General features: G+C 65.6%; 25 protein-coding genes and 1 riboswitch. Of the genes, 21 read left to right on the top strand and 4 right to left on the bottom strand.

What is annotated here, in order from left to right; translation table 11 throughout:
• Positions 1 to 2 precede the first annotated feature (2 nt).
• The 5 genes from cobN to cobJ are packed head-to-tail and all read left to right on the top strand — an operon-like array spanning position 3 to position 6523.
• Positions 3 to 3296 carry a cobaltochelatase subunit CobN gene (gene cobN, locus ACR0FC_RS01810; protein WP_170337741.1) on the top strand — a complete coding sequence of 1098 codons (3294 nt, stop codon included), beginning with the start codon at positions 3 to 5 and terminating at the stop codon, positions 3294 to 3296.
• Positions 3293 to 4420 (top strand): cobalamin biosynthesis protein CobG, encoded by a 1128-nt coding sequence (locus ACR0FC_RS01805; protein ID WP_170337740.1) that lies wholly within the window; start codon positions 3293 to 3295, stop codon positions 4418 to 4420. The genes cobN and ACR0FC_RS01805 overlap by 4 nt, the downstream gene beginning before the upstream one ends.
• Positions 4420 to 5049 carry a precorrin-8X methylmutase gene (locus ACR0FC_RS01800; protein WP_170337738.1) on the top strand — a complete coding sequence of 210 codons (630 nt, stop codon included), beginning with the start codon at positions 4420 to 4422 and terminating at the stop codon, positions 5047 to 5049. Before ACR0FC_RS01805 ends, ACR0FC_RS01800 begins: the two co-directional genes overlap by 1 nt.
• The gene (locus tag ACR0FC_RS01795) at positions 5046 to 5774 is read left to right on the top strand and encodes a precorrin-2 C(20)-methyltransferase (protein WP_170337736.1); all 729 of its coding nucleotides are present in this window, start codon (positions 5046 to 5048) and stop codon (positions 5772 to 5774) included. Before ACR0FC_RS01800 ends, ACR0FC_RS01795 begins: the two co-directional genes overlap by 4 nt.
• Complete coding sequence (gene cobJ / locus ACR0FC_RS01790; protein WP_170337734.1) at positions 5771 to 6523, top strand: precorrin-3B C(17)-methyltransferase; 753 nt, start codon at positions 5771 to 5773, stop codon at positions 6521 to 6523. Before ACR0FC_RS01795 ends, cobJ begins: the two co-directional genes overlap by 4 nt.
• Here the strand turns inward: cobJ and ACR0FC_RS01785 are convergent.
• Positions 6496 to 7245 carry a cobalt-precorrin-6A reductase gene (locus ACR0FC_RS01785; protein WP_170337732.1) on the bottom strand — a complete coding sequence of 250 codons (750 nt, stop codon included), beginning with the start codon at positions 7243 to 7245 and terminating at the stop codon, positions 6496 to 6498. The two genes, cobJ and ACR0FC_RS01785, sit on opposite strands and share 28 nt — an antisense overlap.
• Between ACR0FC_RS01785 and cbiE the strand changes: the two genes are divergently transcribed.
• The 9 genes from cbiE (at position 7244) to ACR0FC_RS01740 (ending at position 14090) form a co-directional block, all read left to right on the top strand.
• On the top strand, positions 7244 to 8443 hold the full coding sequence (cbiE, locus tag ACR0FC_RS01780; protein WP_170337730.1) for a precorrin-6y C5,15-methyltransferase (decarboxylating) subunit CbiE: 1200 nt from the start codon (positions 7244 to 7246) through the stop codon (positions 8441 to 8443). The genes ACR0FC_RS01785 and cbiE overlap by 2 nt on opposite strands.
• A complete protein-coding gene (locus tag ACR0FC_RS01775; RefSeq protein ID WP_170339400.1) occupies positions 8440 to 8808 on the top strand; it encodes a cobalamin biosynthesis protein in 369 nt (122 codons plus the stop codon). The genes cbiE and ACR0FC_RS01775 overlap by 4 nt, the downstream gene beginning before the upstream one ends.
• Positions 8805 to 9599 (top strand): precorrin-4 C(11)-methyltransferase, encoded by a 795-nt coding sequence (cobM, locus tag ACR0FC_RS01770; protein WP_170337728.1) that lies wholly within the window; start codon positions 8805 to 8807, stop codon positions 9597 to 9599. The genes ACR0FC_RS01775 and cobM overlap by 4 nt, the downstream gene beginning before the upstream one ends.
• The gene (locus ACR0FC_RS01765) at positions 9592 to 10908 is read left to right on the top strand and encodes a cobyrinic acid a,c-diamide synthase CobB (RefSeq protein WP_170337726.1); all 1317 of its coding nucleotides are present in this window, start codon (positions 9592 to 9594) and stop codon (positions 10906 to 10908) included. Before cobM ends, ACR0FC_RS01765 begins: the two co-directional genes overlap by 8 nt.
• Positions 10905 to 11633, top strand: coding sequence for a uroporphyrinogen-III C-methyltransferase (gene cobA / locus ACR0FC_RS01760; RefSeq protein ID WP_170337724.1), 729 nt, complete (start codon positions 10905 to 10907; stop codon positions 11631 to 11633). The genes ACR0FC_RS01765 and cobA overlap by 4 nt, the downstream gene beginning before the upstream one ends.
• Positions 11626 to 12369 (top strand): precorrin-6A synthase (deacetylating), encoded by a 744-nt coding sequence (cobF, locus tag ACR0FC_RS01755; protein ID WP_170337722.1) that lies wholly within the window; start codon positions 11626 to 11628, stop codon positions 12367 to 12369. Before cobA ends, cobF begins: the two co-directional genes overlap by 8 nt.
• Positions 12370 to 12412: 43 nt before the next feature.
• Positions 12413 to 12621: riboswitch (cobalamin riboswitch) on the top strand.
• A gap of 36 nt (positions 12622 to 12657) precedes the next feature.
• Complete coding sequence (locus ACR0FC_RS01750) at positions 12658 to 12828, top strand: CbtB domain-containing protein (protein ID WP_170337720.1); 171 nt, start codon at positions 12658 to 12660, stop codon at positions 12826 to 12828.
• 4 nt (positions 12829 to 12832) lie between these two features.
• A complete protein-coding gene (locus ACR0FC_RS01745; protein WP_170337718.1) occupies positions 12833 to 13531 on the top strand; it encodes a CbtA family protein in 699 nt (232 codons plus the stop codon).
• A 64-nt stretch (positions 13532 to 13595) separates the two neighbouring features.
• Complete coding sequence (locus tag ACR0FC_RS01740; protein WP_170337716.1) at positions 13596 to 14090, top strand: hypothetical protein; 495 nt, start codon at positions 13596 to 13598, stop codon at positions 14088 to 14090.
• Here the strand turns inward: ACR0FC_RS01740 and ACR0FC_RS01735 are convergent.
• A complete protein-coding gene (locus ACR0FC_RS01735; protein ID WP_170337714.1) occupies positions 14078 to 14422 on the bottom strand; it encodes a DUF1636 family protein in 345 nt (114 codons plus the stop codon). The two genes, ACR0FC_RS01740 and ACR0FC_RS01735, sit on opposite strands and share 13 nt — an antisense overlap.
• A 146-nt stretch (positions 14423 to 14568) precedes the next feature.
• On the opposite strand from ACR0FC_RS01735, the gene ACR0FC_RS01730 reads away from it, so the two are divergent.
• The 7 genes from ACR0FC_RS01730 (at position 14569) to mdoH (ending at position 24062) form a co-directional block, all read left to right on the top strand.
• Entirely contained in the window at positions 14569 to 15030 is a 462-nt protein-coding gene (locus ACR0FC_RS01730) for a DUF302 domain-containing protein (protein ID WP_170337712.1), read from the top strand.
• A gap of 79 nt (positions 15031 to 15109) precedes the next feature.
• Positions 15110 to 16729 carry a thiamine pyrophosphate-binding protein gene (locus ACR0FC_RS01725; protein ID WP_170337710.1) on the top strand — a complete coding sequence of 540 codons (1620 nt, stop codon included), beginning with the start codon at positions 15110 to 15112 and terminating at the stop codon, positions 16727 to 16729.
• Complete coding sequence (locus ACR0FC_RS01720) at positions 16716 to 17900, top strand: CaiB/BaiF CoA transferase family protein (RefSeq protein ID WP_170337709.1); 1185 nt, start codon at positions 16716 to 16718, stop codon at positions 17898 to 17900. Before ACR0FC_RS01725 ends, ACR0FC_RS01720 begins: the two co-directional genes overlap by 14 nt.
• A gap of 180 nt (positions 17901 to 18080) precedes the next feature.
• The gene (locus tag ACR0FC_RS01715; RefSeq protein WP_170337707.1) at positions 18081 to 19451 is read left to right on the top strand and encodes a tetratricopeptide repeat protein; all 1371 of its coding nucleotides are present in this window, start codon (positions 18081 to 18083) and stop codon (positions 19449 to 19451) included.
• 29 nt (positions 19452 to 19480) lie between these two features.
• Positions 19481 to 20698: an OpgC family protein gene (locus ACR0FC_RS01710; protein ID WP_170337705.1), complete on the top strand. Its 1218-nt coding sequence runs from the start codon at positions 19481 to 19483 to the stop codon at positions 20696 to 20698.
• Entirely contained in the window at positions 20695 to 22194 is a 1500-nt protein-coding gene (locus ACR0FC_RS01705; RefSeq protein WP_170337703.1) for an OpgD/OpgG family glucan biosynthesis protein, read from the top strand. The genes ACR0FC_RS01710 and ACR0FC_RS01705 overlap by 4 nt, the downstream gene beginning before the upstream one ends.
• Positions 22191 to 24062: a glucans biosynthesis glucosyltransferase MdoH gene (gene mdoH, locus ACR0FC_RS01700; RefSeq protein ID WP_170339398.1), complete on the top strand. Its 1872-nt coding sequence runs from the start codon at positions 22191 to 22193 to the stop codon at positions 24060 to 24062. The genes ACR0FC_RS01705 and mdoH overlap by 4 nt, the downstream gene beginning before the upstream one ends.
• Here the strand turns inward: mdoH and ACR0FC_RS01695 are convergent, their stop codons facing one another.
• Together ACR0FC_RS01695 and ACR0FC_RS01690 are read right to left on the bottom strand one after the other, a co-directional pair.
• On the bottom strand, positions 24063 to 24878 hold the full coding sequence (locus ACR0FC_RS01695; RefSeq protein ID WP_170337701.1) for a CE1 family esterase: 816 nt from the start codon (positions 24876 to 24878) through the stop codon (positions 24063 to 24065).
• Complete coding sequence (locus ACR0FC_RS01690; protein ID WP_170337700.1) at positions 24878 to 25348, bottom strand: rhodanese-like domain-containing protein; 471 nt, start codon at positions 25346 to 25348, stop codon at positions 24878 to 24880. Before ACR0FC_RS01690 ends, ACR0FC_RS01695 begins: the two co-directional genes overlap by 1 nt.
• Between the last annotated feature and the right edge of the window lie 131 nt (positions 25349 to 25479).

Below are 25479 nucleotides of genomic sequence, written 5' to 3'. Positions count from 1 at the left end.
CGATGCACGTCGTCTTTCGCGAAAGCCACGGGCTCGAGGAAACCGAGACCCCGACCGATCTGGGCCAGAGCCCAGCGGATCTGGTGGTGCTGTCCTTTTCGGACAGCGATCTGGGTGCCTTCGCAGCCGGATGGCATCGCGGCGGCGGGCCCGAGGGGCGGATGCCCTCGTTGCGGCTGGCCAACCTGACGGCGCTGAAACACCCGCTGTCGGTCGATACCTATGTCGAACAGACGCTGGAGGGCGCCAAGGGCATCCTGATCCGGCTGATCGGCGGCGTGCCCTACTGGCCCTACGGGTTGCAGCAGGTGCTGGCGCTGGCGCAGGCCAAGGGCATCGCGCTGGCGGTTCTGCCCGCCGACGGGCGCGAGGATACGCGGTTGGACGATTATTCCACCCTGCCGGTCTCGACCCTGCGGCGGCTGGCGCATCTGTGCGATACCGGCGGCGAAGTGGCAGCCCAGGCGGCTCTGGCGCAGATGGCGCTGGCAGCGGGGCTGTATGCCGGGCCGGTGATGGGGGCCAAGACACTACCCGACTGCGGCGCGTGGTGCCCGGATCGCGGCGTGATCGCGCCCGAGGACGCCTTCGCAGGCCAAGGCCGGCGCATCATCGTAACCTTCTACCGCGCCTACCTGACCTCAGCCGATACCGCGCCGGTCGCGGCGCTGATCCGGGAAATCCGCGCGCGGGGTCATCAGGCGGTGGGGCTATTCGCACCCTCGCTCAAGGCGCCTACGGCGGCTGAGTGGTTGGCCGAGAATATCCCCGCGATGACGCCCTCGGCGATCATCAATGCCACCTCGTTTTCGGGCAAAGGCGCGTCGGGCACATCGCCCTTGGACGTGGCGGGCGTGCCGGTGTTTCAGGTCGCGCTGGCCACTTCGCGCCGCAAGGCGTGGGCCGAGGCCGAACGCGGCCTGTCGCCTGCCGATCTGGCCATGCATGTGGTGCTGCCCGAAGTGGACGGGCGCATCTCGGCCGGTGTCGCCTCGTTCAAGGAACCGGGCAAGCGCGACCCGCATCTGGAATATTCCCGCTTTGCCCACCGGCCCGAGCCGGACCGGATCACCGCCATCGTCGACCGGGCGATGGCCTGGGTGGACCTGGCCGAGAAACCAAAGGCGCAACAGGTACCCGCGCTGGTTTTGTCCACCTATCCCGGCAAGGACTGGCAGATGGCCCATGCGGTGGGGCTGGACGCACTGGCCTCGGCCGAGGCGATCCTGTCCGACCTGCAAGGCGCGGGGTATGACACCGCCCCCGCCGAACCGATTGCCGAAACGCTTCTGGACGCCCGGATTTCATGGTCGGTCGATGCTTACCGCGCAGCGCTGGCACAACTGCCCGAGGCGTTGCGCGCCGATCTGGACACCGTCTGGGGCGCGCCCGAGGACGACCCGACCTGCGCCGATGGGGCCTTCCACTTCACCGCGCTTCGGCGCGGCAGGGCGTTGGTGGCGCTGCAGCCCGAACGTGGCGTGCCCGAGCTGCGTGACGACGAATATCACGACCTGTCGCGCACGCCCCGTCATGGTTATGTGGCCTTCTACCTGTGGCTGCGGCACGGGCTGGGGGCGGACGCGCTGATCCATGTCGGCGCCCACGGAACGCTGGAGTGGCTGCCGGGCAAATCGGTGGCCCTGTCGGCCGAATGCTGGCCCGAGGCGCTGATCGGCGATCTGCCGGTGATCTATCCGTTCATCGTGAACGACCCGGGCGAAGCCGCGCAGGCCAAGCGCCGGGTCGGGGCCGTGACGCTGGGCCACATCCCGCCGCCGATGAAGCAGAGCAGCACGCCCGACCGCATGGTGCGGTTGGAATCGCTGCTGGACGAGTTCTCGAACGCCGACGGGCTGGACCCCAAGCGGCGCGACCGGCTGCAGGCCGATATCCGTGACGAGGCCCGCGCCATCGGGCTCGAGGCCGATCTGGGGCTGGATCAGGCCACCAGCACCGCCGAGGCGATCACCCGCATCGACCGTTTCGTCTGTGACATCAAGGAAAGCCAGTTCGGCGACGGCCTGCATGTCTTTGGCCGCGCGCCGCAGGTTGCGGGCAATTTTGACACCGCCGCTTCGGCACGGGCCGAACGCACGGCATTGCTGGACGCGTTGGCCGGCAAGCGGATCGAGGCCGGCCCGTCGGGCTCACCCTATCGCGGGCGCACCGACGTGCTGCCCACGGGCCGCAACCTGTTCACCACCGATCCGCGCTCCGTCCCCACCCGCGCGGCTTATGCGCAGGGGGTAAAACTGGCCGAAGAACTGGTGCGCCGCCACCTGCAGGAGGAAGGCGATTACCCCAAGGGCCTGATCGTCGATCTGTGGGGCTCGGCCACGATGCGTACGGCGGGCGAGGAATTCGCCATGGCGCTGCACCTGCTGGGCGTCAAACCGGTCTGGGATCCGGGGTCGGAGCGCGTGAGCGGGATCGAGGTTCTTCCGATCACTGACTTGGAGCGCCCACGGCTGGACGTGACCTTGCGCGTCTCGGGCCTGTTCCGCGACGTGTTCCCGACCCTGTCGGCCCTGTTCGGTCAGGCGGTCCGGGCGCTGTCCGAGCGCGACGAGGCGCCAGACTGGAACCCCTACGCCGGCCACGCTCCCGCCGCCCGCGTCTATGGCCCGGCGCCGGGCAGCTATGGGCTGAACATGACCCACCTGTCCGAGACCTATACAGACGAGGCCCGCGCGCAGGCCGGTCAGGCCTGGCTGGACGCCAGCGCCTTCGCCTTCGAGGGCGAGCACATTGCCCACGACCCCGACGGGATCACCCAGCGCGTGGCGCAGGCCGACAGCTTCGTGCACCTGCAGGACCTGACCGAGACCGATCTGTTGCTGGCCAATGACTATGCCACGCATGAGGCCGGATTTGCCGCTGCCAAGAAGCTGACCGGCGGTCAGGCGCAGCTGTACCACCTGGACAATACCCGCCCTGAAACGCCCCGCGCCCGCACCCTGCCCGAGGAAATCAGTCGCGTGGTCCACGCCCGCGCCGCCAACCCCGACTGGATCGCCGGAATGCAGCGCCACGGCTTCCGCGGCGCGGCCGAGATCGCGGCGACGCTGGATCACATGGCCTCGTTCGCACATCTGTCAGGCAGCGTCGCCCCGCATTTGTTCGACCTCTACCACGATGCCACCCTGGGCAACCCCGAAGTGGACGCGTTTTTGCAGCAAGCCAACCCGCAGGCCCATCAGGCTATGCAGGACAGGTTCCGCGCACTTTACGAGGCCGGGTTGTGGAACACCCGTCGCAACTCGATCCGCGCCGATCTGGAGGGGTTGGGATGAGCGCCCCGGTCGTTAAGGGCTGGTGCCCCGGCGCGCATCGCCCGATGATGTCCGGCGACGGGTTGGTGGTACGGGTGCGCCCGCGTCTGGCCCGGCTAAGCGCCGCGCAAACGCTGGGTCTGTGCGATCTGGCCTTGCGGTTCGGCAACGGCACCATCGACCTGACCAACCGCGCCAACCTGCAACTTCGCGGCGTGGCCGAGGCCGACCATCAGGCGCTGCTGGCAGAGCTGTCGGCGCTGAACCTGCTGGATGCCGAACCGGGCATCGAAACCCGGCGCAACATCCTTGTGTCACCGCTTTTCCAACCCGGCGACCTGACCGCGCGCCTGACACAGGCATTGATCGACCGGCTGGGCGATCTGCCCGCTTTGCCCGCCAAGTTCGGCTTTGCGGTGGATACCGGCGCGGCACGGCTGCTGACCGAGGACTCGGCCGATATCCGGCTGGAGCGGGGAGCTTCGGGCCTGATCCTGCGCGCCGACGGGGCCGAGACCGGCCGTTTGGTGACCGAAGATGAGGCGATTGACCGCGTGATCGATCTGGCCCAATGGTTCTCCGAGCGCTTCACTTCTGACACCCGCCGCATGGCCCGGCTGATCGCGGTGCATGACCTGCCAAAGGATTGGCAGGGCCGCGCCCCCGGCCCCAAGGCACCGGCGCTGCAACCCGGCAACAGAGCAATCGGCCCGATCTATGGCGCGGCCTTCGGGCAACTGCCCGCCGCCGAGTTGCGCGCATTGGTCGAGGCCTCGGGCGCCGCCGCCCTGCGCGTCACGCCCTGGCGGCTATTCCTGCTGGAAGGCGGGGCGGCGATCCCCGCCCCGGCCTTCGTAACGGATGGCGCCGACCCTCTGTTGACCACCGACGCCTGCCCCGGCGCGCCATTCTGCCCGCAGGCACAGGCCGAGACCCGCGCCATCGCCCGCGCACTGGCTCCGAGCGTGTCCGGCAGCCTGCATGTCTCGGGCTGCGCCAAGGGCTGCGCGCGCATGGGCGCGGCCGATCTGACGCTGGTGGGCCGCGACGGGCGATTTGATCTTGTAAAACACGGCCGCGCGGGGGATGAGCCCCTCCAGCGCGGGCTGGACCTCGAAACACTGAAGACCATGGACCTGACCTGATGCCCTATGAATACGAAACCGACGGCGCGGCGATCTACAAGCAATCCTTCGCCACGATCCGGTCCGAGGCCGATCTGGCCCGCTTTGATCCGGATGAAGAGCAGGTCGCCGTCCGCATGATCCACGCCGCCGGGATGGTCGGGCTGGAAGAGTTCATCCATTTCTCGGACGGGTTCGTGCGCACCGCCCGCACCGCGCTGGAAAACGGCGCGCCGATCCTGTGCGACGCGCGGATGGTGTCCGAAGGCGTCACGCGCTTTCGCCTGCCCGCCGACAACCAGGTCATCTGCACCCTGCACGACGACCGCGTGCGCCCGCTGGCCGAGAAGATGGGCAACACCCGATCCGCCGCCGCGCTGGAACTGTGGCGCCCGCATCTGGAGGGCGCGCTGGTGGCCATCGGCAACGCGCCCACGGCGCTGTTTCACCTGCTCAACATGCTCGAAGACCCCGACTGCCCCCGCCCCGCCGCGATCATCGGCTGCCCCGTGGGCTTTGTCGGCGCGGTCGAATCCAAGGACGCCCTGTGGGAGGCCCAGCCCGTGCCCAGCTGCATCGTCAAGGGCCGCCTGGGCGGCAGCGCCATCACCGTCGCCGCGATCAACGCCATCGCAAGCCGGGCGGAATGACCATGGGCACGATCTATGGCCTGGGCCTCGGCCCCGGCGATCCCGATTTGATGAGCGTCCGGGCCGACCGCCTGTTGCGCGGCGCGAAACACGTGGCCTATTTCCGCAAGCCCGGCCGTACCGGGCAGGCGCGCAAGATCGTGAACGGGATGATCCGCAACGATGCGGTCGAGTTTCCCATGGAATACCCGGTCACGACCGAGATCCCGGTCACCGATCCGCGCTACAACGCACTGCTGGCCGAGTTCTACGAACGCTGCACCGCGCGCTTGAAAGAACTGGCCGATCAGGGCGAGGACGTGGTGGTGCTGTGCGAGGGAGACCCGTTCTTCTACGGCTCGTTCATGCATCTCTACAGCCGCCTGCGCGACGTAGTGCCCGTTGAGGTCGTCCCGGCGATCACCGGCATGTCGGGCGCTTGGACGGCCTCGGGTGATCCGATCACCTGGGGCGACGACATCCTCACGGTGCTGATGGGCACCCTGCCCGAAGAGGTTCTGGCCGACCGCATGGCGCGCACCGATGCGCTGGTGGTGATGAAGATCGGCCGCAACATCGACAAGGTGAAACGCGCGCTGAAAACGGCGGGCCTGTTCGACCGGGCCTGGATCGTGGAATATGCGCAGATGCCCAACCAGACCGTCCGCAAGCTGAGTGACGCCTGCACCGAGGTCACGCCCTATTTCTCGATCATCATCGTGCATGGACAGGGGCGTCGGCCATGAGCGGCTGGGTCAAGATCGCGGGGCTTGGCCCCGGAAACGAGGCGCTTGTGACCCCCGAGGTCACCGCCGCACTGGCCGAGGCGACCGACGTGGTGGGCTATATTCCCTACGTTGCGCGGGTGGCCGAACGGCCGGGCCTGACCCTTCACGCCAGCGACAACCGGGTCGAGATCGACCGCTCGCAGCACGCGCTGCGCATGGCGGCCGAGGGCAAGCGGGTGGTCGTGGTCTCATCAGGCGATCCGGGCGTGTTCGCCATGGCCGCCGCCGTGTTCGAGGCGCTGGAAAACGGCCCCGACACCTGGCGCGAGATCCCTGTCGAGGTTCTGCCCGGCATCACCGCCATGCTGGCCGCCGCGGCCCGGGCGGGCGCGCCGCTGGGCCATGATTTCTGCGCCATCAACCTCAGTGACAACCTCAAGCCCTGGGCCGTGATCGAGAAACGCCTGCGGCTGGCCGCGCAGGCCGATTTCGCGATGGCCTTCTACAATCCGCGCTCGAAGTCGCGGCCCGAAGGTTTTGTAAAGACGCTGGAAATCCTGCGGCAGGAATGCGAGCCCGAGCGCCTGATCCTGTTCGCCCGCGCCGTATCGCGCCCAGACGAGGCGATCCGCATCGCGACCCTGGCTGAGGCAACGCCCGACATGGCCGACATGCAGACGGTGGTGATCGTCGGCTCGTCGCTGACCCGCGTCATCGACCGTCCCATCGGCCCCATCGTCTATACGCCAAGGTCCACGCCGGAATGAGCCAACCAGTCCAGAACCTGCGGCACGCTTGTCAACTCGACCCGACGGGGCAGCTTGGGCCGGTCGATCATCAGCACCGGGATTCCCAATGCTCGCGCGGCGTCCAGCTTGGCGCGCGCGCCGGTGCCGCCGGCGTTCTTGGACACGACCAGTTCGGTTCGGTGCCGGCGCATCAGCGCCGTGTCGCCTTCAACCGAAAACGGCCCGCGCGACACGACGACGTCGCATTCGGCAAAGGGCAGCGTGCCGGGTTCATCGACCAGCCGCAGAAGATAGTGATGCTGGGGCTGCGCCGCGAAATCCTCAAGATGCATGCGCCCCACCGCAAGGAACACCCGGCGCGGCGGCCCGGCCAGCGCGGCGACGGCGCTGGCGATGTCGGGTACGCGCTGCCACCGGTCGCCGGGGGCAGCCGTCCATTCCGAGCGGGTCAGCGCGGCCAGCGGCGTATGCGTCTGCTGGCAGGCGGCGATGGCATTGCGGCTCATTCGCGCGGCAAAAGGATGGGTGGCGTCGATCACATGGGTCACGCCGGTGTCGCGGATGTGGCGCACCAGCCCCTCGGCCCCGCCAAAGCCATCCACACGAGTGGGCAGCGGTTGCGGCCGCGGGTTGTCGACCCGACCCGCATAGGAATAGGTTGCCGCCACACCCAAATCCGCCACGGCGCGGGCCAATGCGTTGGCCTCGGTCGTGCCGCCAAGGATCAGGAGGTTGGGCATGTCTGAAACTCCGTGGCTGACCATTCTGGGCCTGGGCGAGGATGGACTGGATGGCCTGTCGGCCGCAAGCCGTCAAGAGCTGGAGCGCGCCGAGGTCATCATGGGCCCGCCCCGGCACCTGTCGCTGGTTCCCGAAACCGGGGCCGAACGCATCGCATGGCCGGTGCCTTTCGCCGACGGGCTGCCCATCCTGCAGGGACTGAAGGGCCGGCGCACGGTGGTTCTGGCCTCGGGTGATCCGTTCTGGTTTGGCGCCGGGTCGGTGATCGCGCGCAATTTCGCCCCCGAAGACTGGGTTGCACGGCCGGGGCAGTCGACCTTTTCGCTGGCGGCCGCGCGGTTGGGCTGGCCGCTGGAAAGCACTGCCACCTTCGGCCTGCACGCCGCCCCCCTGACCCGCCTGCGTCCGCATCTGTCGCGCGGCCTGCGCGCCATCGTCCTGCTGCGCGACGGGGCCGCTGTGGCCGAGCTGGCCCGCTATCTGACTGAGACCGGGTTCGGCGATACGACCCTGCACGTGATGGAGGCCCTCGGTGGCCCTCGGGAACGCGCGCGCAGCATGTCCCTGACCGAAGCCTTGCTGGGCGCGTTCGAGCACCCGGTCTGCGTTGCGCTCGAGGTTTCGGGCGACGGGCGCTCGCTGCCGATGGCCTCGGGCAAACCCGACGAGATTTTCGAAACCGATGGGCAGATCACCAAACGGCCGGTGCGCGCGCTGACCCTGTCGGCGCTGGCACCCGCGCGGGGCGAGCATCTGTGGGACATCGGCGGCGGCAGTGGATCGATCGGCATCGAGTGGCTCATGTGCGACCCGTCCCTGACTGCCACCACAATCGAGCCGCGCGCCGACCGCGCCGCGCGCATCCGCGCCAATGCCGACGCGCTGGGACAAGATCGGTTGCAGGTCATCCATGGCCGGGCGCCCGATGCGCTGGACGGCCTGCCCTTGCCTGACGTGGTGTTCATCGGCGGTGGGCTGAGCGACGCACTGCTGGACTGGGTTGCGGCCAACCTGCCCTCGGGCACCCGGCTGGTGGCCAATGCCGTGACGCTGGAAAGCGAAGCGGTGCTGAGCCAATGGCACGCCAAGCTGGGCGGCGACCTGCTGCGGATCGAGCTGGCGCAGGCCGGGGACCTCGGCCCCCGGCGCGGCTGGAAATCGGCCTATCCGGTCGTGCAGTGGAGCGTGACCCTATGATCGTGGCCGGGCTTGGGTTTTCGTCCACCGCGACCTGCGCCAGCCTGCGTGCCGCGTTCGACCGCGCCACTGCGGGACAGGCGGTGAACGCGCTGGCCACCGCCGCCGACAAGGCCGGCCATCCGGCGCTGGCCGAATTTGCCGCCGCTTGCGCCCTGCCCCTGCATTTCGCGGACCCGGCCGATCTGGCCGGGCAACGCACCCTCACCTGCTCGCCCCGCAGCCGCGCCAGTCATGGCACCGGCAGCGTGGCTGAAGCTTCCGCCCTTGCCGCCGCCGGACCGGGCGCGCGGCTGCTTTCACCCCGACAGATCTCGGACGACCGGCTTGCCACCTGCGCGGTCGCCATTGGAGGACAGACATGACCGTTCATTTCATCGGCGCCGGACCGGGCGCCGCCGACCTTCTGACCCTGCGCGGACGCGACATCATCGCCGCTTGCCCGGTGTGCCTGTATGCCGGATCACTTGTGCCCGAGGAGATCCTGGCCCACTGCCCCGAAGGCGCGCGCATCGTGAACACCGCGCCGATGGATCTGGATCAGATCATGTCTGAAATCAAAACCGCCCATGACGCCGGTCAGGACGTGGCCCGCCTGCATTCGGGCGACCTGTCGGTCTGGTCGGCGATGGGCGAACAGATCCGGCGCCTGAAACAGATGGGTATTCCCGTCAGCGTGACCCCCGGCGTTCCGTCCTTTGCCGCCGCCGCAGCCGCTTTGGGCACCGAACTGACCCTGCCCGGGCTGGCGCAATCGGTGGTGCTGACGCGGACCCCGGGGCGCGCCTCGTCCATGCCCGAGGGCGAAACGCTGGAAAACTTCGCCCGCACCGGCGCGACGCTGGCCATTCACCTGTCGATCGGCAATCTGGACAAGGTTGTGGCCGACCTGACCCCCGCCTATGGCGCCGATTGCCCGGTGGCCGTGGTGTACCGCGCAAGCTGGCCGGACGAGCGGATCATCCGCGCGACGCTGGGCACGTTGAAGGACTCGCTGGACGAGAGCATCTCGCGCACCGCGCTGATCCTGGTCGGGCCGGCGCTGGCCGGTGAAGGCTTCGACGAAAGCTGTCTGTATTCAAAGACTTATGACCGTCGCTATCGCCCGCAAAGCGCCGACAGCCCGTGGTCAAGCTGGAGTCACGGAGATGACTAACCCGCCCGGAGTGCTGATCTCGGCCCCATCCTCGGGGACGGGCAAGACCACGGTGATGCTGGGCCTGCTGCGCGCGCTGGCCGAGGACGGGCTCACGGTGCAGCCCTTCAAGAGCGGTCCCGACTACATCGACCCGGCCTTTCACCGGGCGGCGGCGGGGCGGGCCTCGTTCAACCTGGACAGCTGGGCGATGGGCGCGCCGTTGCTGGGCGCGATTGCGGCGCAGGCCAAAGGCGCCGACATCGTGGTGGCCGAAGGGTCGATGGGCCTGTTCGACGGGGTCGCCAAGCCGGGCGAGCTGGGCCATGGGTCCAGCGCCGAGACCGCGCTGCGCATGGGCTGGCCGGTGGTTCTGGTGCTGGACGTGGGAGGCCAGGCGCAATCGGCCGCAGCAACGGCGCTGGGGTTCCGGATGTACAACCCCGACCTGCCCTTTGCCGGTGTGATTCTGAACCGCTGCGCCAGCCCGCGCCACGAACGCCTGACCCGTCTGGGGATGGAGCGCGCGGGCCTGCCGGTTCTGGGCGTTTTGCCCCGGCGCGGCGACCTGACCCTGCCCGAGCGGCATCTTGGCTTGATCCAGGCGGTCGAGCACCCCGATCTGGAAAGCGCAATTGCCGGCTACGCGGCCTTTCTGCGCGAACATGTGGATCTGGAAGCTATCAAGCGGGCGGCCTGCTCTGGCCCGATGGGGCCGTCGTCGGCCGCGCTGCCGCGCCCTCCGGCGCAACGGATCGCACTGGCCCGGGACGCGGCGTTTTCCTTTACATATCCGCATCTTCTGGAAGGCTGGCGAGCGGCCGGGGCCGAGATTCTGCCGTTTTCTCCGCTGGCGGACGAGGCGCCGGCCCCGGATGCCGATCTGGTCTGGTTGCCCGGCGGGTACCCCGAACTGCACGCCGGAACCCTGGCTGCAGCAGAGCGGTTCTTGACCGGCTTGCGCAAACATGCCGAAACGCGGCCCGTGCATGGCGAATGCGGCGGCTACATGGCCCTGGGCGAAGGGCTGATCGACAAGGACGGCACCCGCCACCGGATGGCCGGGCTGCTGGGCCTTGTCACTTCGTACGAGAAGCGCAAGTTCAACCTGGGCTATCGCCGCGCCGAGTTGCTGGCCGACATGCCCGGGTTCTCGGCCGGGACCGCGCTGCGGGGGCACGAGTTCCACTATTCCTCGATCATCGAGCAGCCCGACGCGCCCTTGGCACGGGTTTTTGACGCCGAAGGCGCCGAAGGCCCACAGACCGGATCGCGCCGCGGACATGTCACCGGTACGTTCTTCCATCTGATCGCAGAGGCCAGCGCATGAGCGGTTTCGTTTCCTTCATCGGGTCCGGTCCCGGCGACCCGGAATTGTTGACCCTCAAGGCCGTGGACCGGCTGCAAAAGGCCGATGCGGTACTGTTCGACGATCTCAGCAGCGGGCCGATCCTGAGCCATGCGCGCAAGGAGGCCGACCTTGTGGGCGTGGGCAAGCGCGCCGGGCGGCCCTCGCCCAAGCAGGACCATGTCAGCCGCCTGCTGGTCGAGTACGCCCAGACCGGCCAGCGGATCGTGCGGCTGAAATCGGGCGATGGCGGCCTGTTCGGACGGCTAGAGGAGGAACTGGTGGCCCTGCGCGCTGCCGGCATCGCCTACGAGATCATTCCGGGCATCCCCTCAGCCATTGCCGCGGCTGCCGCGGCAGGCATCCCGCTGACCCGGCGGCTGACCGCGCGGCGCGTGCAGTTCGTCACCGGCCACGATGTCAGCGGGAAGCTTCCCGAGGACTTGAACCTGCCCGCGCTGGCCGACCCGGGTGCGACGACGGTGGTGTTCATGGGCAAGCGCACCTTTCCACTGCTAGCCGGCGCGCTGCACGCGCATGGGCTGCCGCTGGATACCCCCGCGCTGATGGCCGAGTCGGTCTCGACGCCTGAGCAGTCGCTGCACCGGTCCACCGTCGGTGCCTTGGCCGAGCGCCTGGGTTCCGAGATCGGCACCGCGCCGGCGCTGATCCTTTATGGTCCGCTGGCGGAGAGCGACGATGATTGATCTGGTCTTGATCGGGATCGGCACCGGCAACCCGGACCACGTGACCTTTCAGGGCGCGCAGGCGATCCGCACGGCCGATCTGATCCTGATCCCGCGCAAGGGCGCCAACAAGACCGATCTGGCCGGCGTGCGCGAGGAAATCATTCGCAAGGTCACCGACACACCGCCCCAAATCGCCTATTTCGACATCCCCGAGCGCCGGTCGCAGGAAGGCTACCTGCGCGGCGTGGATGAATGGCACGACATAATCGCCCTGCGCTGGCAGGAGGCGATGGCCCGGCACCCTGAGGCGCGCACCGTCGCCTTGCTGATCTGGGGCGACCCGTCGCTCTATGACAGCTCGCTGCGAATCGCGGCGCGGCTGGACCCGCAGCCTAACACGACGGTGATCCCCGGCATCACGGCGCTGCAGGCGCTGACGGCGGCCCATGCCATGCCGATCAACGAGATCGGCGCGCCTTATCTGGTCACCACCGGCCGGCGCCTCCGCGACGAGGGCTGGCCCAGCGCTGCGGATACGGTTGCGGTGATGCTCGATGGCGAATGTTCGTTCCAGATTTTGGACATGGCCGATTTTGACATCTGGTGGGGGGCGTACGTGGGTATGCCCGAGCAGATCCTGATCAAAGGTCCGCTGGCGGATGTGGCCGACGAGATTCTCCGCACCCGCGCCGAGGCCCGCGCCCGGCACGGGTGGATCATGGACATCTACATTCTGAAAAAGCGCGGGAATTGACGCGAAAGGTCGCAAATGGCGATTGCGCCACAGCGGCATTCACGTCTAAATGGACGGGTCTGGTCCTGCCGGAGACATCCGGATGCTAAGAGGGAATTTGGTGCGGCCTGCGCGCAGGTCAAATCCAAAGCCGCCCCCGCGACTGTAAGCGGTGAGCCCTGTTCAACCAGCCACTCCCGATCCGTTCGGGGGGAAGGCGAACAGAGGCGCTGACCCGCAAGCCAGGAGACCTGCCAGGCGAACAATGAAACACCGGCCGTCGGGTGCGGCGGCACAGGAGGACAGAAAATGACGACACAAACGCAAACCGCATCAACGGCACGCGCTGGCATTCTTTCGGCAGTGTTCGCGGCAGCCCTGGGCCTGGGGATCATCGCCCTGGCCGGTCACGTTCAGGCATCGGCGCTGCATGACGCCGCGCATGACGTGCGCCACGCAACCGGCTTCCCCTGCCACTAAACCAATGTTCAGTCGCATTCTGACCAGCGCGTTGTTCGCTGGTGCTGCAGCCGGGTTGATCGTCGCCCTGCTGCAGTTGGTATTCGTGCAGCCTGTGTTGCTGCATGCTGAACTGTATGAATCCGGAGAGCTGGTGCATTTCGGAGCCGAAGCCGTCTCGGCCCATCCCGAGCTGCCGGGCATGTTCTCGGACCTGACCCGCGACGGGCTGAGCGTGGTGTTCACGATGCTGACCTATACCGGCTATGCGCTGGTTCTGGTCGCCCTGATGTCGCTGGCCGAAGCCCAGGGCCACCCGGTTGACGGGCGCACGGGCGTGCTGTGGGGCCTTGCCGGTTTCATCGCCTTTCACCTGGCGCCGGGCTTCACCCTGGCCCCCGAGGTTCCGGGCGTTGCCGCAGCCGATGTGTTTGCGCGGCAGATCTGGTGGTGGGCAACCGTCGCGGCTGCTGGTGTGGCCATGTGGCTGATCGCTTTCGGTGGCAACATCGTCAGCTATCTGGTTGCGGCCGTGCTGCTGATGGCCCCGCACCTGATCGGCGCACCGGAACCCGACGTGTTCACCGGGCCGGTTCCGACCGAGATCGGGGCACTGTTCGCCGCGCGCGCCTTCGGTGTGGGCCTTGTGGCCTGGGTGCTGCTGGGTTCGTTTGCCGGGTATTTCTGGCAAAGCGAGGGCAAGCGCGTCGAAGCCGCAGCCTGATCCCCGAAATCCCACGACCCGCCGGCGCCCAACCGGCGGGTCATTTGCTTTTTTAGGAAACAAGATGACACGCTCGCTTGCTCTTTTCGCGATCGGTCTGGTCTTTGGCGGGGGTGCCGGGTTCGTGCTGGCCGCGGCCAACGGCGTCACCTTCGACGGCCACGACCATGCCGACCCCGCCCAACATGGCGGCCATCACGCCGAGGCCATGGCCCATGACCACAGCACCGCCATCAACCTGCCCGCCGGACCGGACGCGCCGGGGCTGGAGATCGCCGTCTCCCCCGACCCGATGGCGGGTTGGAACCTGCATGTGATGCCGCGGAACTTCACGTTCGCGCCCGAGCACGCCTCGCTGGACGACAAACCCGGCGAAGGCCATGCGCATGTCTACGTGAACGGCGTCAAGCTGGCGCGGCTTTATGGCAACTGGATGCACATCCCTGACCTGCCCAAGGGCGAAACGACCATCGAGGTCTCGCTGAACGCCAACAGCCACAGCCCGCTGGCCGTGGATGGGGTGCCGGTCAGCGCCTCGGTTACGGTTCAGGTGGACTGAAACGCGGGGATCCGCGCCCGCAGACACAAGCGAAGCCGCCCGCACGGCCGGGCGTCTTCGATCCAGCCATTCGGGCTGTGCAGAATGGTCCGACAGGTCGCCGCAATGTCATCGGCATCGGCGACCGGATCGATTCCCGAAAACACGTAGGACGCCAGGCTCTCCCCCTGCATCGCCACCACGGTCGGCTCCTCGCAGCCGCTGAAACAGGCATGCTCGGCGATCTCGACCCGCCCGTCCAGTCCCGCAGCGCGCACGGCCTCCAATACGGCCTGACGCTCGGCCAGCAAGTCGCGCTCGCCCGCGCAGCTGCTGCAGATCAAAACACGCATGCCCCTCGCCTGCCTTTTTTCCGTTTCACACTGTCGCTTGTGCGGGTTTCGCACCCCCGGCGCAAGCCCGCCACCCACGATATTGTGACTGTACGCACCCGGGAATTCGGGAAGACTTGGGCCAACTACGACTTGGAGAGCCCGTGATGACACGTCTTATGTTTTTCCTAGGCCTGCTGGCGCTTCCCGCGCTGGCGGCCGATATCGAACCCCGGCCTGGTTGGGCCGTCCACCCGACGACCAAGACCCATGACGCGCTGGTGGCCGACACGATCGCAGCGGTCAAGGCAAACGGTCTGATCGTGGTAACGCAGGCCGGGCCCACCAAGGCCGCCGCCGCGCGCGGCATCACCATTCCAGGCAATCGGGTGATCGGCGTCTTCAACAACGACTATGCGGTGCGGGTTCTGGAACAATCGGTGCCCGCGATGATCGAGGCGCCGATCCGCCTGTACGTCACGGAAAACGAGGATGGCACCGCGACGCTGTCCTACAAGACACCCAGCCTTGTCTTTGCCTCCTACACCGGCGGCTCCGACACCTTGCCCGCGATCGCCGCAGAGTTGGACGCCAAGTTCGCCGCCATCGCCGATTTGGCTGTCAAATAGTCACACTGACGTGATGCGGCTTGCGCCGGCCCGGAACCTCCGCAATCTGCTGCGAAACGGAACTTACGGAGCTTGTTCGATGCAGGACCTGTCCCCCCGCGCTGCGGACCTTTTGGCGCAACGGCTGTACGAGGCCGGGTGCCGCCACGCCTTCGGCATGCCCGGAGGCGAGGTGTTGACCCTGGTCGATGCGCTGGAACAGGCCGGGATCACCTTTCACCTGACCAAGCACGAAAACTCCGCTGGTTTTATGGCCGAGGCGGTACATCACCGCGATGGCGCGCCGGCGATTCTGGTGGCGACTCTGGGTCCTGGGGCCATGAACGGCATCAATGTCGTGGCCAACGCGCTGCAGGACCGGGTGCCGATGATCGTGCTGACCGGCTGCGTCGATGCCGACGAGGCGCTGACCTACACCCATCAGGTCATGGATCATGCGCAGGTCTATCGCTCGATCACCAAGGGTACGTTCACCCTGACGGCCAAGGGCGCCGACATCATCGCCGACAAGGCCGTGTCGCTTGCCACGCAGCCGCGCCCCGGGCCGGTGCATATCGACGTGCCGATCTCGGTCGCCGATACACGGGTGTCGGTCGCCAAGCGCCGACGGCTGACCCGGGCCGCCCGCGTCGCGCCCGAGGGCACATGCCTCGAGAAGGCCCGCCGCTGGGTGGTCGAGGCCGAGCGTCCGCTGGCGATCATCGGGCTGGACGTGCTGTATGACGACTCGCGCAGCGTGGTGCGCGCGTTTCTGGAACATTTCGGCATCCCGTTCGTCACGACCTACAAGGCCAAAGGCGTGGTGCCCGAGGATCACCCGCTGTGCCTAGGTGGCGCGGGCCTGTCGCCCCTTGCCGACACGCAGCTTGTACCGTTGGTCGAACAGGCCGACCTGATCCTGTGCCTGGGCTACGACCCAATCGAAATGCGCCCCGGCTGGCGCGAGATCTGGGACCCGGACGAGAAACGGGTGATCGACATCTCGGCCGTGGTGAATGACCACTACATGCACCAGGCGGGGCTGAACCTGGTGGCCGATACCGGAGCCACGCTTGAAGCGATCGCCAAGGGCAACCCTGCGCGACCGACTTGGCCCCAAGGCCAACCGGCGCAGGTCAAGGCCGCCTTGGCCGCGGCCTTTCCCTCCGATGACGACTGGGGCCCCGCCGCCGTGATCGCCGAGGCCCGCGACACCCTGCCCCCCGAAACACTGGCCACCGCAGACAGCGGTGCGCATCGCATCCTCCTTAGCCAGATGTGGCAGTGCCTGGAGCCGCGCGACCTGATCCAGTCTTCGGCGCTGTGCACGATGGGTTGCGCTGTTCCGATGGCGATTGGCCTGAAACTGGCCGAACCCGACCGCCCGGTAATCAGCTTTTCCGGCGATGCCGGATTCCTGATGGTGGCCGGTGAGTTGTCGACCGCCGCAGAAATGGGTGGAAACCCGATCTTTCTGGTCTTTGTCGATGCCAGCCTGGCGCTGATCGAGCTGAAACAGCGCCAGCGCCAGATGGGCAATCGGGGCGTCGATTTCGACCGGCATGACTATGCCGCTATGGGCCGGGCGTTCGGCGGCAACGGCCACACCGTGCGCAACCGCGCCGAGCTGCGCGCGGCGTTGAAGTCCGCGATGGCCGCCGACACGTTTACGGTGATCTCCGCCGAGATCGACCGCGGAGGCTATGATGGCCGCATCTGAAGGGCCGCTGAAGGGCGTCAAGGTTCTGGATCTGTCACGCATTCTGGCCGGGCCGACCTGCACGCAGCTGCTGGGCGATCTGGGCGCCAGCGTGATCAAGGTGGAAAACCCGGCAACCGGTGGCGACGATACCCGCCAATGGGGGCCGCCCTATGTCACCGACGCGGATGGCAACCCGACCGATCTGAGCGCCTATTTCATGGCCGCGAACCGCAACAAGAAGTCCGTCGCGATCGATATCGCCTCGCCAGCGGGGCAGGAACAGATCCGGCGGCTGGCCTCCCATGCCGACATCCTCATCGAGAATTTCAAACCCGGCGGGCTGGCCAAATACGGGCTGGACCATGAAACCCTCTCGCGGGACTTTCCGGGGCTGATCTACTGTTCGATCTCGGGCTACGGCCAGACCGGGCCAAACGCTGCCAAGCCGGGCTATGACCTGATGGCGCAGGGCTATGGCGGGATCATGTCGCTGACCGGCGAGCCTGACGGAGCCCCGATGAAGGTGGGCGTGGGCATCGCCGACGTGATGTGCGGCATGTACGCGACCGTCGGCATTCTGGCGGCGCTGCGCCACCGGGATCAGACCGGCGAAGGCCAGCAGATCGACATCGCGCTGGTCGACAGCCAGATCGCGTGGCTGATCAACGAGGGCGTGAACTATCTGACCTCGGGCCAGGTGCCACTACGGCGCGGCAATGGGCACCCCAACATCGTGCCCTACGATGTTTATGAAACAGCTGATGGCCACGTCATTCTGGCCGTGGGAAATGACAGCCAGTTCCGGCGCTTCTGCGGATTTCTGGAGTTGAGCCACCTGCCCGACGACACGCGGTTCGTCACCAACCCAGCCCGGCTGGAACACCGCGACGCCCTGAACGCCGTTCTGCGGCCCGCGCTGCAGCGGCTGAAGACCAAGGCCGTCATTGATGGCCTTGAGGCGTTGAAAGTGCCGGTCGGCCCGGTTCAGACGCTGGATCAGGTCTTTGCCTCGGACCAAGTGGCCACGCGGGGGATGCAAGTGAATATGCCAGCCCGGCCCGGCCCGGTGCGTCTGATCGGGAATCCATTGAAGTTGTCCCGCAGCCCGGTGACCTATCGCTCCGCTCCGCCCGAGTTCGGCGCTGACACGCAGGCGGTTCTGAACGCGGAAAACCCCTTCGAGGATTGAAACACTCTGCCTTTTTCGGCGGCAAGTCGCTGAAACATGTCATTGAATCGGCGATTTTTTTCGCTTTTTGCGAACACAAGCTTTCACCAATTCGAGAGCAAGCCCGATACTGTTACGTCCCGTCTGCACACTCTGCTAAGTCCAAGAGTGTGAGTTTTTGCAACCAGATTGGACCCAAGCATGCAGCAAGATGTTTTCGGACAGATGAACACCCTGACCCACCCGGACAGCGCCGAAGCGTGGAATGGTGTTCTGCTTGGTTTCATGGCACACGCAGCCGTCACACCTCAGCATCTGGGCAAGGTGCTTGAGCTTGAACCGGGCTTTGCGCTTGGACATGCCATCAAGGGGCTTTTCATGGTTCTGTTGGGGCGCCGGGAAATGATGGAGGTCGCCCATCAGGCCGCCGCCACGGCAAAGAGTGCGGCCGCTGAGCAGCCGATTTCAGCCCGCGAGACACTGTATCTTGAGGCCCTGGATCACTGGCTGGCAGGCCAACCCACCCGCGCCGTACAAACTTTCGAGGCAATTCTGCGCACTCACCCCGAGGACACGCTTGCCATGAAGCTCAGCCACGCGACCCGTTTCGTGTTGGGTGATTCCGCAGGGATGCGACGCTCAATCGAACGGGTTCTGCCAGCTTATGCGCCTGATCACCCCGGTCGTGGATACCTGCTTGGGTGCCATTCCTTTGCGTTGGAAGAAACCGGTGCCTATGAAAAGGCCGAGATCGCAGGGCGTCAGGCCCTGTGGATGGTTTCGGACGACGCGTGGGGCCTGCACGCAGTCGCTCACGTGCACGAAATGACGGGCAATGCGCAATCTGGCCTGGACTGGCTGGCCGGGCGCGAGGCTGCCTGGTCCCACTGCAACAACTTCCGGTATCACGTGTGGTGGCACAAAGCGTTGATGCATCTGGATCTGGGTCAGATCGACCAGGTGCTTGATCTGTACGACCACGAGATTCGCCAAGACAAGACAGATGACTATCGCGATATTTCGAATGCGACTTCGCTATTGTCGAGGCTCGAGCTTGAAGGCGTGGACATTGGCACCCGATGGGAAGAACTGGCCGACCTGAGCGCCGCCCGCACCGAAGACGGCTGTCTGATCTTCGCCGATCTGCATTACCTTTTGGCACTGACTGGTGACAACAGGCCCGACTCGACCGCCAAGTTGCTGGCCCGTATACACAAGGACTCGCAACAGCCCGCAACCGACACGGCACGTCGCATGGCCGACCCGGGCTTGGCCGCCGCCATAGGGCTCGAGGCCTTTGGAAAAGGCGATTATCTCCAAGCCTTCGAGCATCTTGCAAATGCGCGAAATTCGATGCAATTGGCCGGCGGCAGTCACGCCCAGAGGGATGTTTTTGAACGCATTACGATCGATTCCGGCCTGCGTGCCGGACGCCTCGATGATGTCGAGCGCATTTTGGACGACCGCAAGGCCAAACGGACCGGCACCGAAGACAATTACGCCCTCGCGCGCCGCGCTCTGATCAGTTCGGCCCGCGACCAATCCGGTGTGCAAAGCGTACCGGCTGAATAACAAGACGACCACAAAGGACAGAGAAACGAATGGCGACCGCTTCGCCCGCTTCTGATTTTGCACCGGTGGCGGCATCCTCCGCCCCTGCTGCCACAACCCGCGACCCGCGGCTGGATTTCTATCGCGGTATTGCGATGTTCATCATCCTGATCGCGCACATCCCGAACGACCCCTGGGCCAGATGGATCCCGGCCCGTTTCGGGTTCTCGGACGCGACTGAAATCTTTGTTTTCTGCTCGGGCATGGCTTCGGCGATCGCCTTTGGCGGCGCGTTTGAGCGCAAGGGCTGGTGGATGGGTACCGCCCGGGTCAGCTTCCGCATCTGGCAGGTCTACTGGGCCCATATTTGTCTGTTTTTCTTTGTCGCAATGTCCATGGCGGCGCTGGATCTGTCGGGAGCCTTCGACAAAAGCTATGTCTCGGGGTTGAACCTGCAGCATTTCTTCAACGACCCGATGCCACAGATGGTAGGGCTGTTCACACTGACCTATGTGCCGAACTATTTCGACATCCTGCCGATGTACCTGGTCGTTCTGGCAATGATGCCGATATTCATGGGCCTGTCGCGCCTCAGCATCTGGGCGGTCGGGTTGGTCTCGGTCGCGATCTGGCTGGTGGCGCAGACCGGTATGTTGGCGCTTCCGGCCGAGCCGTGGTCTGACCGCCAGTGGTTCTTCAACCCGTTTGGATGGCAGTTGCTGTTTTTCACCGGCTTTGCATTCATGCGGGGCTGGATTCCTGCACCGCCGGTTTCCAAGACGCTGATCTGGGCCGCGGCATTGTTCCTTGTCCTCTCAGCCCCATTCGGATCGTGGAAAGTGTTCTTGTGGGTCCAGGCGGCCGCGCCGGATCTTGCCGAGAACATCCGAAAGGTCTGGCCCCTGACAAGCGAGCTGCGCGAAAAAACCGATTTCGGCCTGTTCCGGTACATGCACTTCCTGTCGCTGGCCTACCTGGGATGGGTGGCTGCTGGGCAACATGGGCATCGCCTGATCGCCACCGGCAACACGATCGGCGCGCAGCTGTTGCGATGGATCCTGAAGCAGATCACCAAAGTGGGCCAGCAGTCCTTGGCGGTTTTTGTATTTTCCATGGCAGCGGCACGACTTATCGGCGTTTTCCTCGACGAATTTGGGCGGGATTTCGCCACCGTTCTGGCCGCAAACCTAATTGGATTTGCGTTGATCATCGGCGTGGCTTATCTGGCCGCTTGGTTCAAATCACACCCATGGAAATCGAAGTCATGAAGTTCACGCGTCGTGCATTCCTTGCGTCGACTACGGCGCTGGCCTTCGCCCCGGCCACCTTTGCCACCGGTGGCGAGGTGCCATTCGACCGGGCCGATATCATCGCCCTTGCCCGCGATCTGGCCAGCCGCCCCTACGAGGCGCGCGAAACCGTTCCGCAGGCGTGGCAGGACCTCACCTACGAACAGTACCGCTCCATCCGTTTCCGGCTGGACCGTGCGCTTTGGTACGGGACCGATACGCCGTTCAACGTCGATTTCTTCACCCCCGGCCTCTACTTCCCCCGAACCGTTCAGGTCTCGGCAGTTGAGAACGGGATGACCGCGCCGGTTGCATTCGACCTCGAGATGTTCGACCGGGCCGAGGATGTCCCCGATCTGCCCGTAGACGAAACGCTGGGTTTTTCGGGTTTCCGGCTGCGCACCGAGATGCATCGCCCTGGCAAGACGGACGAGTTCTGCGTCTTTCAGGGAGCCAGCTATTTCCGTGCCATCGGCCTACACGAGGTTTATGGTCTGTCAGCCCGAGGTCTTGCACTGAAAACCGGGGATCCCGAGGGCGAAGAATTTCCGGATTTCATCCGATTTTGGCTGGAGCGCCCAAAGCCCGGCCAACGCAACATGATCGTTCACGCACTGATGGATAGTCCCAGTGTAACCGGCGCCTACCGGTTCGATATCACCGCCGGCACCGACTGCATCATGGAGGTGCAGGCGACCCTGTTTGCTCGGGAAGAGCTTCCCCACGTCGGGATCGCACCGGGGACGTCGATGTTCCTGTTCGATCAGACCAATCGCAACCGGTTCGACGATTTCCGTCCGGCCGTGCATGACAGCGACGGTCTGATGATCCGAAACGGGGCCGGAGAAGTGATTTGGCGCCCGCTCGCCAATCCCAAGCGATTGCAGGTGTCCTCATTCGTCGACATGAAGCCGCGCGGGTTCGGATTGATGCAGCGCAAACGCGCGTTTTCCGACTATGCCGACCTCGAGGCGCAATACCACAAGCGCCCCGGCCTTTGGGTCGAGCCGATGGGCGATTGGGGCAAAGGTACGGTCACTCTGGTCGAAATTCCGGCCGATCAGGAGATCTACGACAACATTGTCGCCTATTGGCGTCCCGCTGAACCGGTCGCTGCCGGTGCTCAGCTCGACTTGTCGTACCGCCTGATCTGGGGCGAGGAACCTCAGCGGACCGCCATGCCACGGGTGATCAATACCGCCATGGGCGAGAACACGTTTGGCGAAGGGCGGCTTGCGGTGATCGACTTCGAAGCCAGCGAGTTGTTCGACGATCCGGACGCCCTCAGCGTGTTCGTGCAGTCGCCTCATGCGGAAACTTCGGATGGGGTTCTGCAACGCAACCCGGACACGGGCGGCTTGCGTCTGGCCTTTTCGTTTCAGCCGGGCGACCGCGACCACGTCGAATTGCGCGCGCAATTGAGGCTGGGTGACGAGCCCGCCTCGGAAGTCTGGATGTACAGATGGACAGCATGAACCCGGACCTGAAAATCATGCCGCCCGAGGCACCGCTGGCGATGCCGGAGCAGGATTTTGCCGCCGGGTTTCGGGACGCCCAAGCACCTGCGGATGCCCGCCGGTCGTCGGCGGGCCTTTGGCGCGCATTGGCGTTTTCCCCTGCCATGGCGGCCTCGGTTGCTTTGTTGTGGGTCATGGCGGACTGGTTCGACGCCGAAGGGATAAACGTGGTCGAAGCCATCCTGTTGGCATTGATTTCGTTCAATTTCTTCTGGATTTCCTTCACGGTCTGCACAGTCCTACTGGGCATGGTCTCTCTTGCCCGGCAAGAGCGTCCGGTACGGCAGGGTCGTGCGCAGCCACTGCGGGTCGCTTTGCTGATGCCCGTCTACAACGAAGTGCCGTGGAACGTGTTGGGCAATGCCCGCACGATGCTGGAAGAACTGCGCGCCCGAGGGGGCAAGCATCACTATGCGATGTTCATCCTGTCCGACACCCGCGATCCGGAAATCGCGGCCCAGGAACAGGCCAGCATCGAGGCGCTGCGTACCACGCTCGCCCCGGGGCTTGAGCTGTATTACCGACGCAGGGAACAGAATACGGACCGAAAGGTCGGCAATATCGCTGATTGGGTCAGCCGCTGGGGTGGCGCTTGGGATGCAATGCTGGTTCTGGACGCCGACAGCCTGATGACCGGGCGTGCGATCGCGCGGCTGACCGACGCGCTGGCCCGCGATCCCGGCGCCGGCCTGATCCAAAGCTATCCGCAACTGATCGGTGCCCAGTCCGTCTTTGCCCGGATGCAGCAATTCGCCAATGGTGTGTACGGCATCGCATTTGCCGAGGGCCTGTCCCGTTGGTGCGGCCAGGAAGGCAACTATTGGGGCCACAACGCCATCATCCGCACCAAGGCCTTTGCGACCTGCGCAGGTCTGCCCAAGCTGCGCTCGCTCTCGGGCCGGGAACAGCTGATCATGAGCCACGACTTCGTCGAGGCCGGGTTGCTGCGCCGTGCCGGTTGGGGCGTGCGCTTTCTGCCGCGCATCCGAGGCTCGTACGAGGAAACACCGCCGACATTGATCGACCACGCCCTACGCGACCGCCGTTGGTGCCAAGGCAACCTGCAGCATCTGCGTCTGCTGGGCTCGACCGGGTTTCGGGCCGTGTCGCGGTTTCATCTGTTCCACGGCGCCGTCGGATACCTGATGTCACCCTTGTGGTTCGCACTGCTGGTCATGTGGGCGTTGATCGGTCAGGGCAAGGATGCGTCGGTGCTGCACTATTTCAGCCCGGACAATCCGATGTTCCCCCAGTGGCCGGAAATGACCGAAACGCGGCATGTTCTGATCATACTTGTCATGTACGCGATGCTGCTGGCCCCCAAGATTCTGGGGGCACTGGCATTGCCCCTCAGCGGTGTTCGCTATGAAGATTTCGGCGGCCGGACCCGGTTTCTTGCGTCATTCCTGTTCGAGGTCGTGCTGTCGATCCTGTACGCACCGATCCTTATGGTGCAGCAGATGATCGCCGTGTTCCGCACCCTTCTCGGTGTGCAAAAAGGCTGGACCCCGCAGGCACGGGATGGCGGCACCTATGGGCTGCGGACGCTGATCGTGTGTCACGCGCTCGAAACCATCAGCGGCCTCGCGCTGAGCGCGGGCATCCTGGCTGGGTTGGTCTCGGTCTGGTTGGCTCCAATCGCCATCAGCCTGACCTTTGCGGTACCGCTCTCCGCGCTCAGCGGCGTATCTGCGGCTGCGGCGCGTCGCATGGTCGGCATGCCCGAGGATTTCCACGAGCCTGCCATCACGCGGGCGGCACGTTCGCATCGCAACGAGTTGAAACGCCTGATCGAAGGCAAAGGAACCATGACCCCAGCGGAATGATCACCCGCCGGGCAACCCTTCGTACCAATCCACCATCATGTCGGCCCAACCCCGAGGGACGGAATGACCGCCGGGAAACAGCGCGAACTCCAATGCGCTGCCGTCAGCACAGGCGGTCCACTTGCGGCGCATGAACTGGCCTGTCGTCGAAAACCCGTCCGGACGGTTGTCGGCGCATTCGTTGGCCTGCCGCCAGATCTCGAGCCCGGCGAAGATATCGCCCTGAAGGAACCGACCGCCGCCCAGTGCGCGCCCCTCTAGCGGCACCACGTTGTCGGTCCAGCCATGTGTGTGAAAAAGGCGCACGGGCCCCGCGCAGCTTTCGGGATGCGGGCGCCAGAATCCTCCTGAGACAGGCACGTAGGCCGAAAACGCCTCGGGATCGGCGCAGGCCAAATAGTTCACCATGAAGCCGCCGGCCGAGAATCCCCCCAGCACCACGCGATGGTCATCGACCCCGAACCGTTGGACCGCATCCGCAACAACCTCCTTCAGGAACGCGGCTTCGTCACGCCCGTCCCACCCCGGATAGAAGTTCCAGCTTTTTCGACCGTTCCGCTCGGCCCCCTCGGGGGCCATGACCGCATATCCCCGCGCCAGCAAGGGTTCGACCATACCGCGGTTTTTCATGGTTCCCTGCGCGCTGCCGCCATACCCATGCAGGAACACGACCAAAGGCGGGTTGGAGTCTTCCGGCAACTCGATGCGATAGCTTCCGGAGTCCGTCTCGCAAACACCCTGATCCTGCCCACACGCGGCCAATGCCGGAGTTGCGGCCGTTGCGAACAACACGGCCAACAGATCCCTGAGCCTCATCACGCCCCCTCCGAATACGCCTGCACCGGCAGCCCGGCCCGCACCCAGCCCGGACCTGCGGCTGACCCCAGCATCCCTTCGGGCACGTCAAGGATGTTGCCGTAGCCCGCCTCGGTCAATCTGTTGCCAAGCCGCGCTGACCGCACACCACGGGCGCAGATCACGGCAATCGGCCGCCCCTTGTCACCGCCGGACAGGCGATCCAACGCATCCAGAAAGTCTTCACGGCGCATGTCCAGCGGTTGAGCGCCCTGCCCGATGCCTGAGGCACGCCATTCGCGCGGGGTCCGGATGTCGAGCAACAGGATTTCCCCCGCAACAGCCTTTTCATGCGCCTGAGCGACGGTCAACGTACCGCCAGAAAAGTCTTCGGGGATCAGACGGTATTCACGGATCGCAAAACCCGCAAGCACAGCGGCTGCGCCCCCAAGGAACACGCCTCTGCGGCTGAGCTTGGTTGTGATCGCCAATGTGCACCCTCCGGTTTCTCCAAGCCGGTTTTATCACGGGTCCGCCTCCGACGCTGCGCCGAAAAGCAGGGCGCAGATCAAGTTCGCGTCATTTTCGCGCAGGCTTTGGCCAAAAATCCGAGCGGTGTAGT

This window comes from Ruegeria sp. BB9 (assembly GCF_056539345.1).
The sequence above is the reverse complement of the archived record's forward strand: the minus strand, read 5'-3'. Positions and strand labels throughout refer to the sequence as shown.

Coding starts and splice junctions, on each gene's coding strand:
- cobF (WP_170337722.1), top strand. CDS start 11,626: ATGATTGATCTGGTCTTGATCGGGATCGGCACCGGCAACCCGGACCAC.
- ACR0FC_RS01795 (WP_170337736.1), top strand. CDS start 5,046: ATGACCATGGGCACGATCTATGGCCTGGGCCTCGGCCCCGGCGATCCC.
- cobN (WP_170337741.1), top strand. CDS start 3: ATGCACGTCGTCTTTCGCGAAAGCCACGGGCTCGAGGAAACCGAGACC.
- ACR0FC_RS01800 (WP_170337738.1), top strand. CDS start 4,420: ATGCCCTATGAATACGAAACCGACGGCGCGGCGATCTACAAGCAATCC.
- cobA (WP_170337724.1), top strand. CDS start 10,905: ATGAGCGGTTTCGTTTCCTTCATCGGGTCCGGTCCCGGCGACCCGGAA.
- ACR0FC_RS01745 (WP_170337718.1), top strand. CDS start 12,833: ATGTTCAGTCGCATTCTGACCAGCGCGTTGTTCGCTGGTGCTGCAGCC.
- ACR0FC_RS01785 (WP_170337732.1), bottom strand. CDS start 7,245: ATGCCCAACCTCCTGATCCTTGGCGGCACGACCGAGGCCAACGCATTG.
- ACR0FC_RS01725 (WP_170337710.1), top strand. CDS start 15,110: ATGCAGGACCTGTCCCCCCGCGCTGCGGACCTTTTGGCGCAACGGCTG.
- ACR0FC_RS01740 (WP_170337716.1), top strand. CDS start 13,596: ATGACACGCTCGCTTGCTCTTTTCGCGATCGGTCTGGTCTTTGGCGGG.
- ACR0FC_RS01695 (WP_170337701.1), bottom strand. CDS start 24,878: ATGAGGCTCAGGGATCTGTTGGCCGTGTTGTTCGCAACGGCCGCAACT.
- ACR0FC_RS01750 (WP_170337720.1), top strand. CDS start 12,658: ATGACGACACAAACGCAAACCGCATCAACGGCACGCGCTGGCATTCTT.
- ACR0FC_RS01715 (WP_170337707.1), top strand. CDS start 18,081: ATGCAGCAAGATGTTTTCGGACAGATGAACACCCTGACCCACCCGGAC.
- mdoH (WP_170339398.1), top strand. CDS start 22,191: ATGAACCCGGACCTGAAAATCATGCCGCCCGAGGCACCGCTGGCGATG.
- ACR0FC_RS01765 (WP_170337726.1), top strand. CDS start 9,592: ATGACTAACCCGCCCGGAGTGCTGATCTCGGCCCCATCCTCGGGGACG.
- ACR0FC_RS01775 (WP_170339400.1), top strand. CDS start 8,440: ATGATCGTGGCCGGGCTTGGGTTTTCGTCCACCGCGACCTGCGCCAGC.
- cobJ (WP_170337734.1), top strand. CDS start 5,771: ATGAGCGGCTGGGTCAAGATCGCGGGGCTTGGCCCCGGAAACGAGGCG.
- ACR0FC_RS01705 (WP_170337703.1), top strand. CDS start 20,695: ATGAAGTTCACGCGTCGTGCATTCCTTGCGTCGACTACGGCGCTGGCC.
- ACR0FC_RS01730 (WP_170337712.1), top strand. CDS start 14,569: ATGACACGTCTTATGTTTTTCCTAGGCCTGCTGGCGCTTCCCGCGCTG.
- cobM (WP_170337728.1), top strand. CDS start 8,805: ATGACCGTTCATTTCATCGGCGCCGGACCGGGCGCCGCCGACCTTCTG.
- ACR0FC_RS01710 (WP_170337705.1), top strand. CDS start 19,481: ATGGCGACCGCTTCGCCCGCTTCTGATTTTGCACCGGTGGCGGCATCC.
- ACR0FC_RS01720 (WP_170337709.1), top strand. CDS start 16,716: ATGGCCGCATCTGAAGGGCCGCTGAAGGGCGTCAAGGTTCTGGATCTG.
- ACR0FC_RS01805 (WP_170337740.1), top strand. CDS start 3,293: ATGAGCGCCCCGGTCGTTAAGGGCTGGTGCCCCGGCGCGCATCGCCCG.
- cbiE (WP_170337730.1), top strand. CDS start 7,244: ATGTCTGAAACTCCGTGGCTGACCATTCTGGGCCTGGGCGAGGATGGA.
- ACR0FC_RS01735 (WP_170337714.1), bottom strand. CDS start 14,422: ATGCGTGTTTTGATCTGCAGCAGCTGCGCGGGCGAGCGCGACTTGCTG.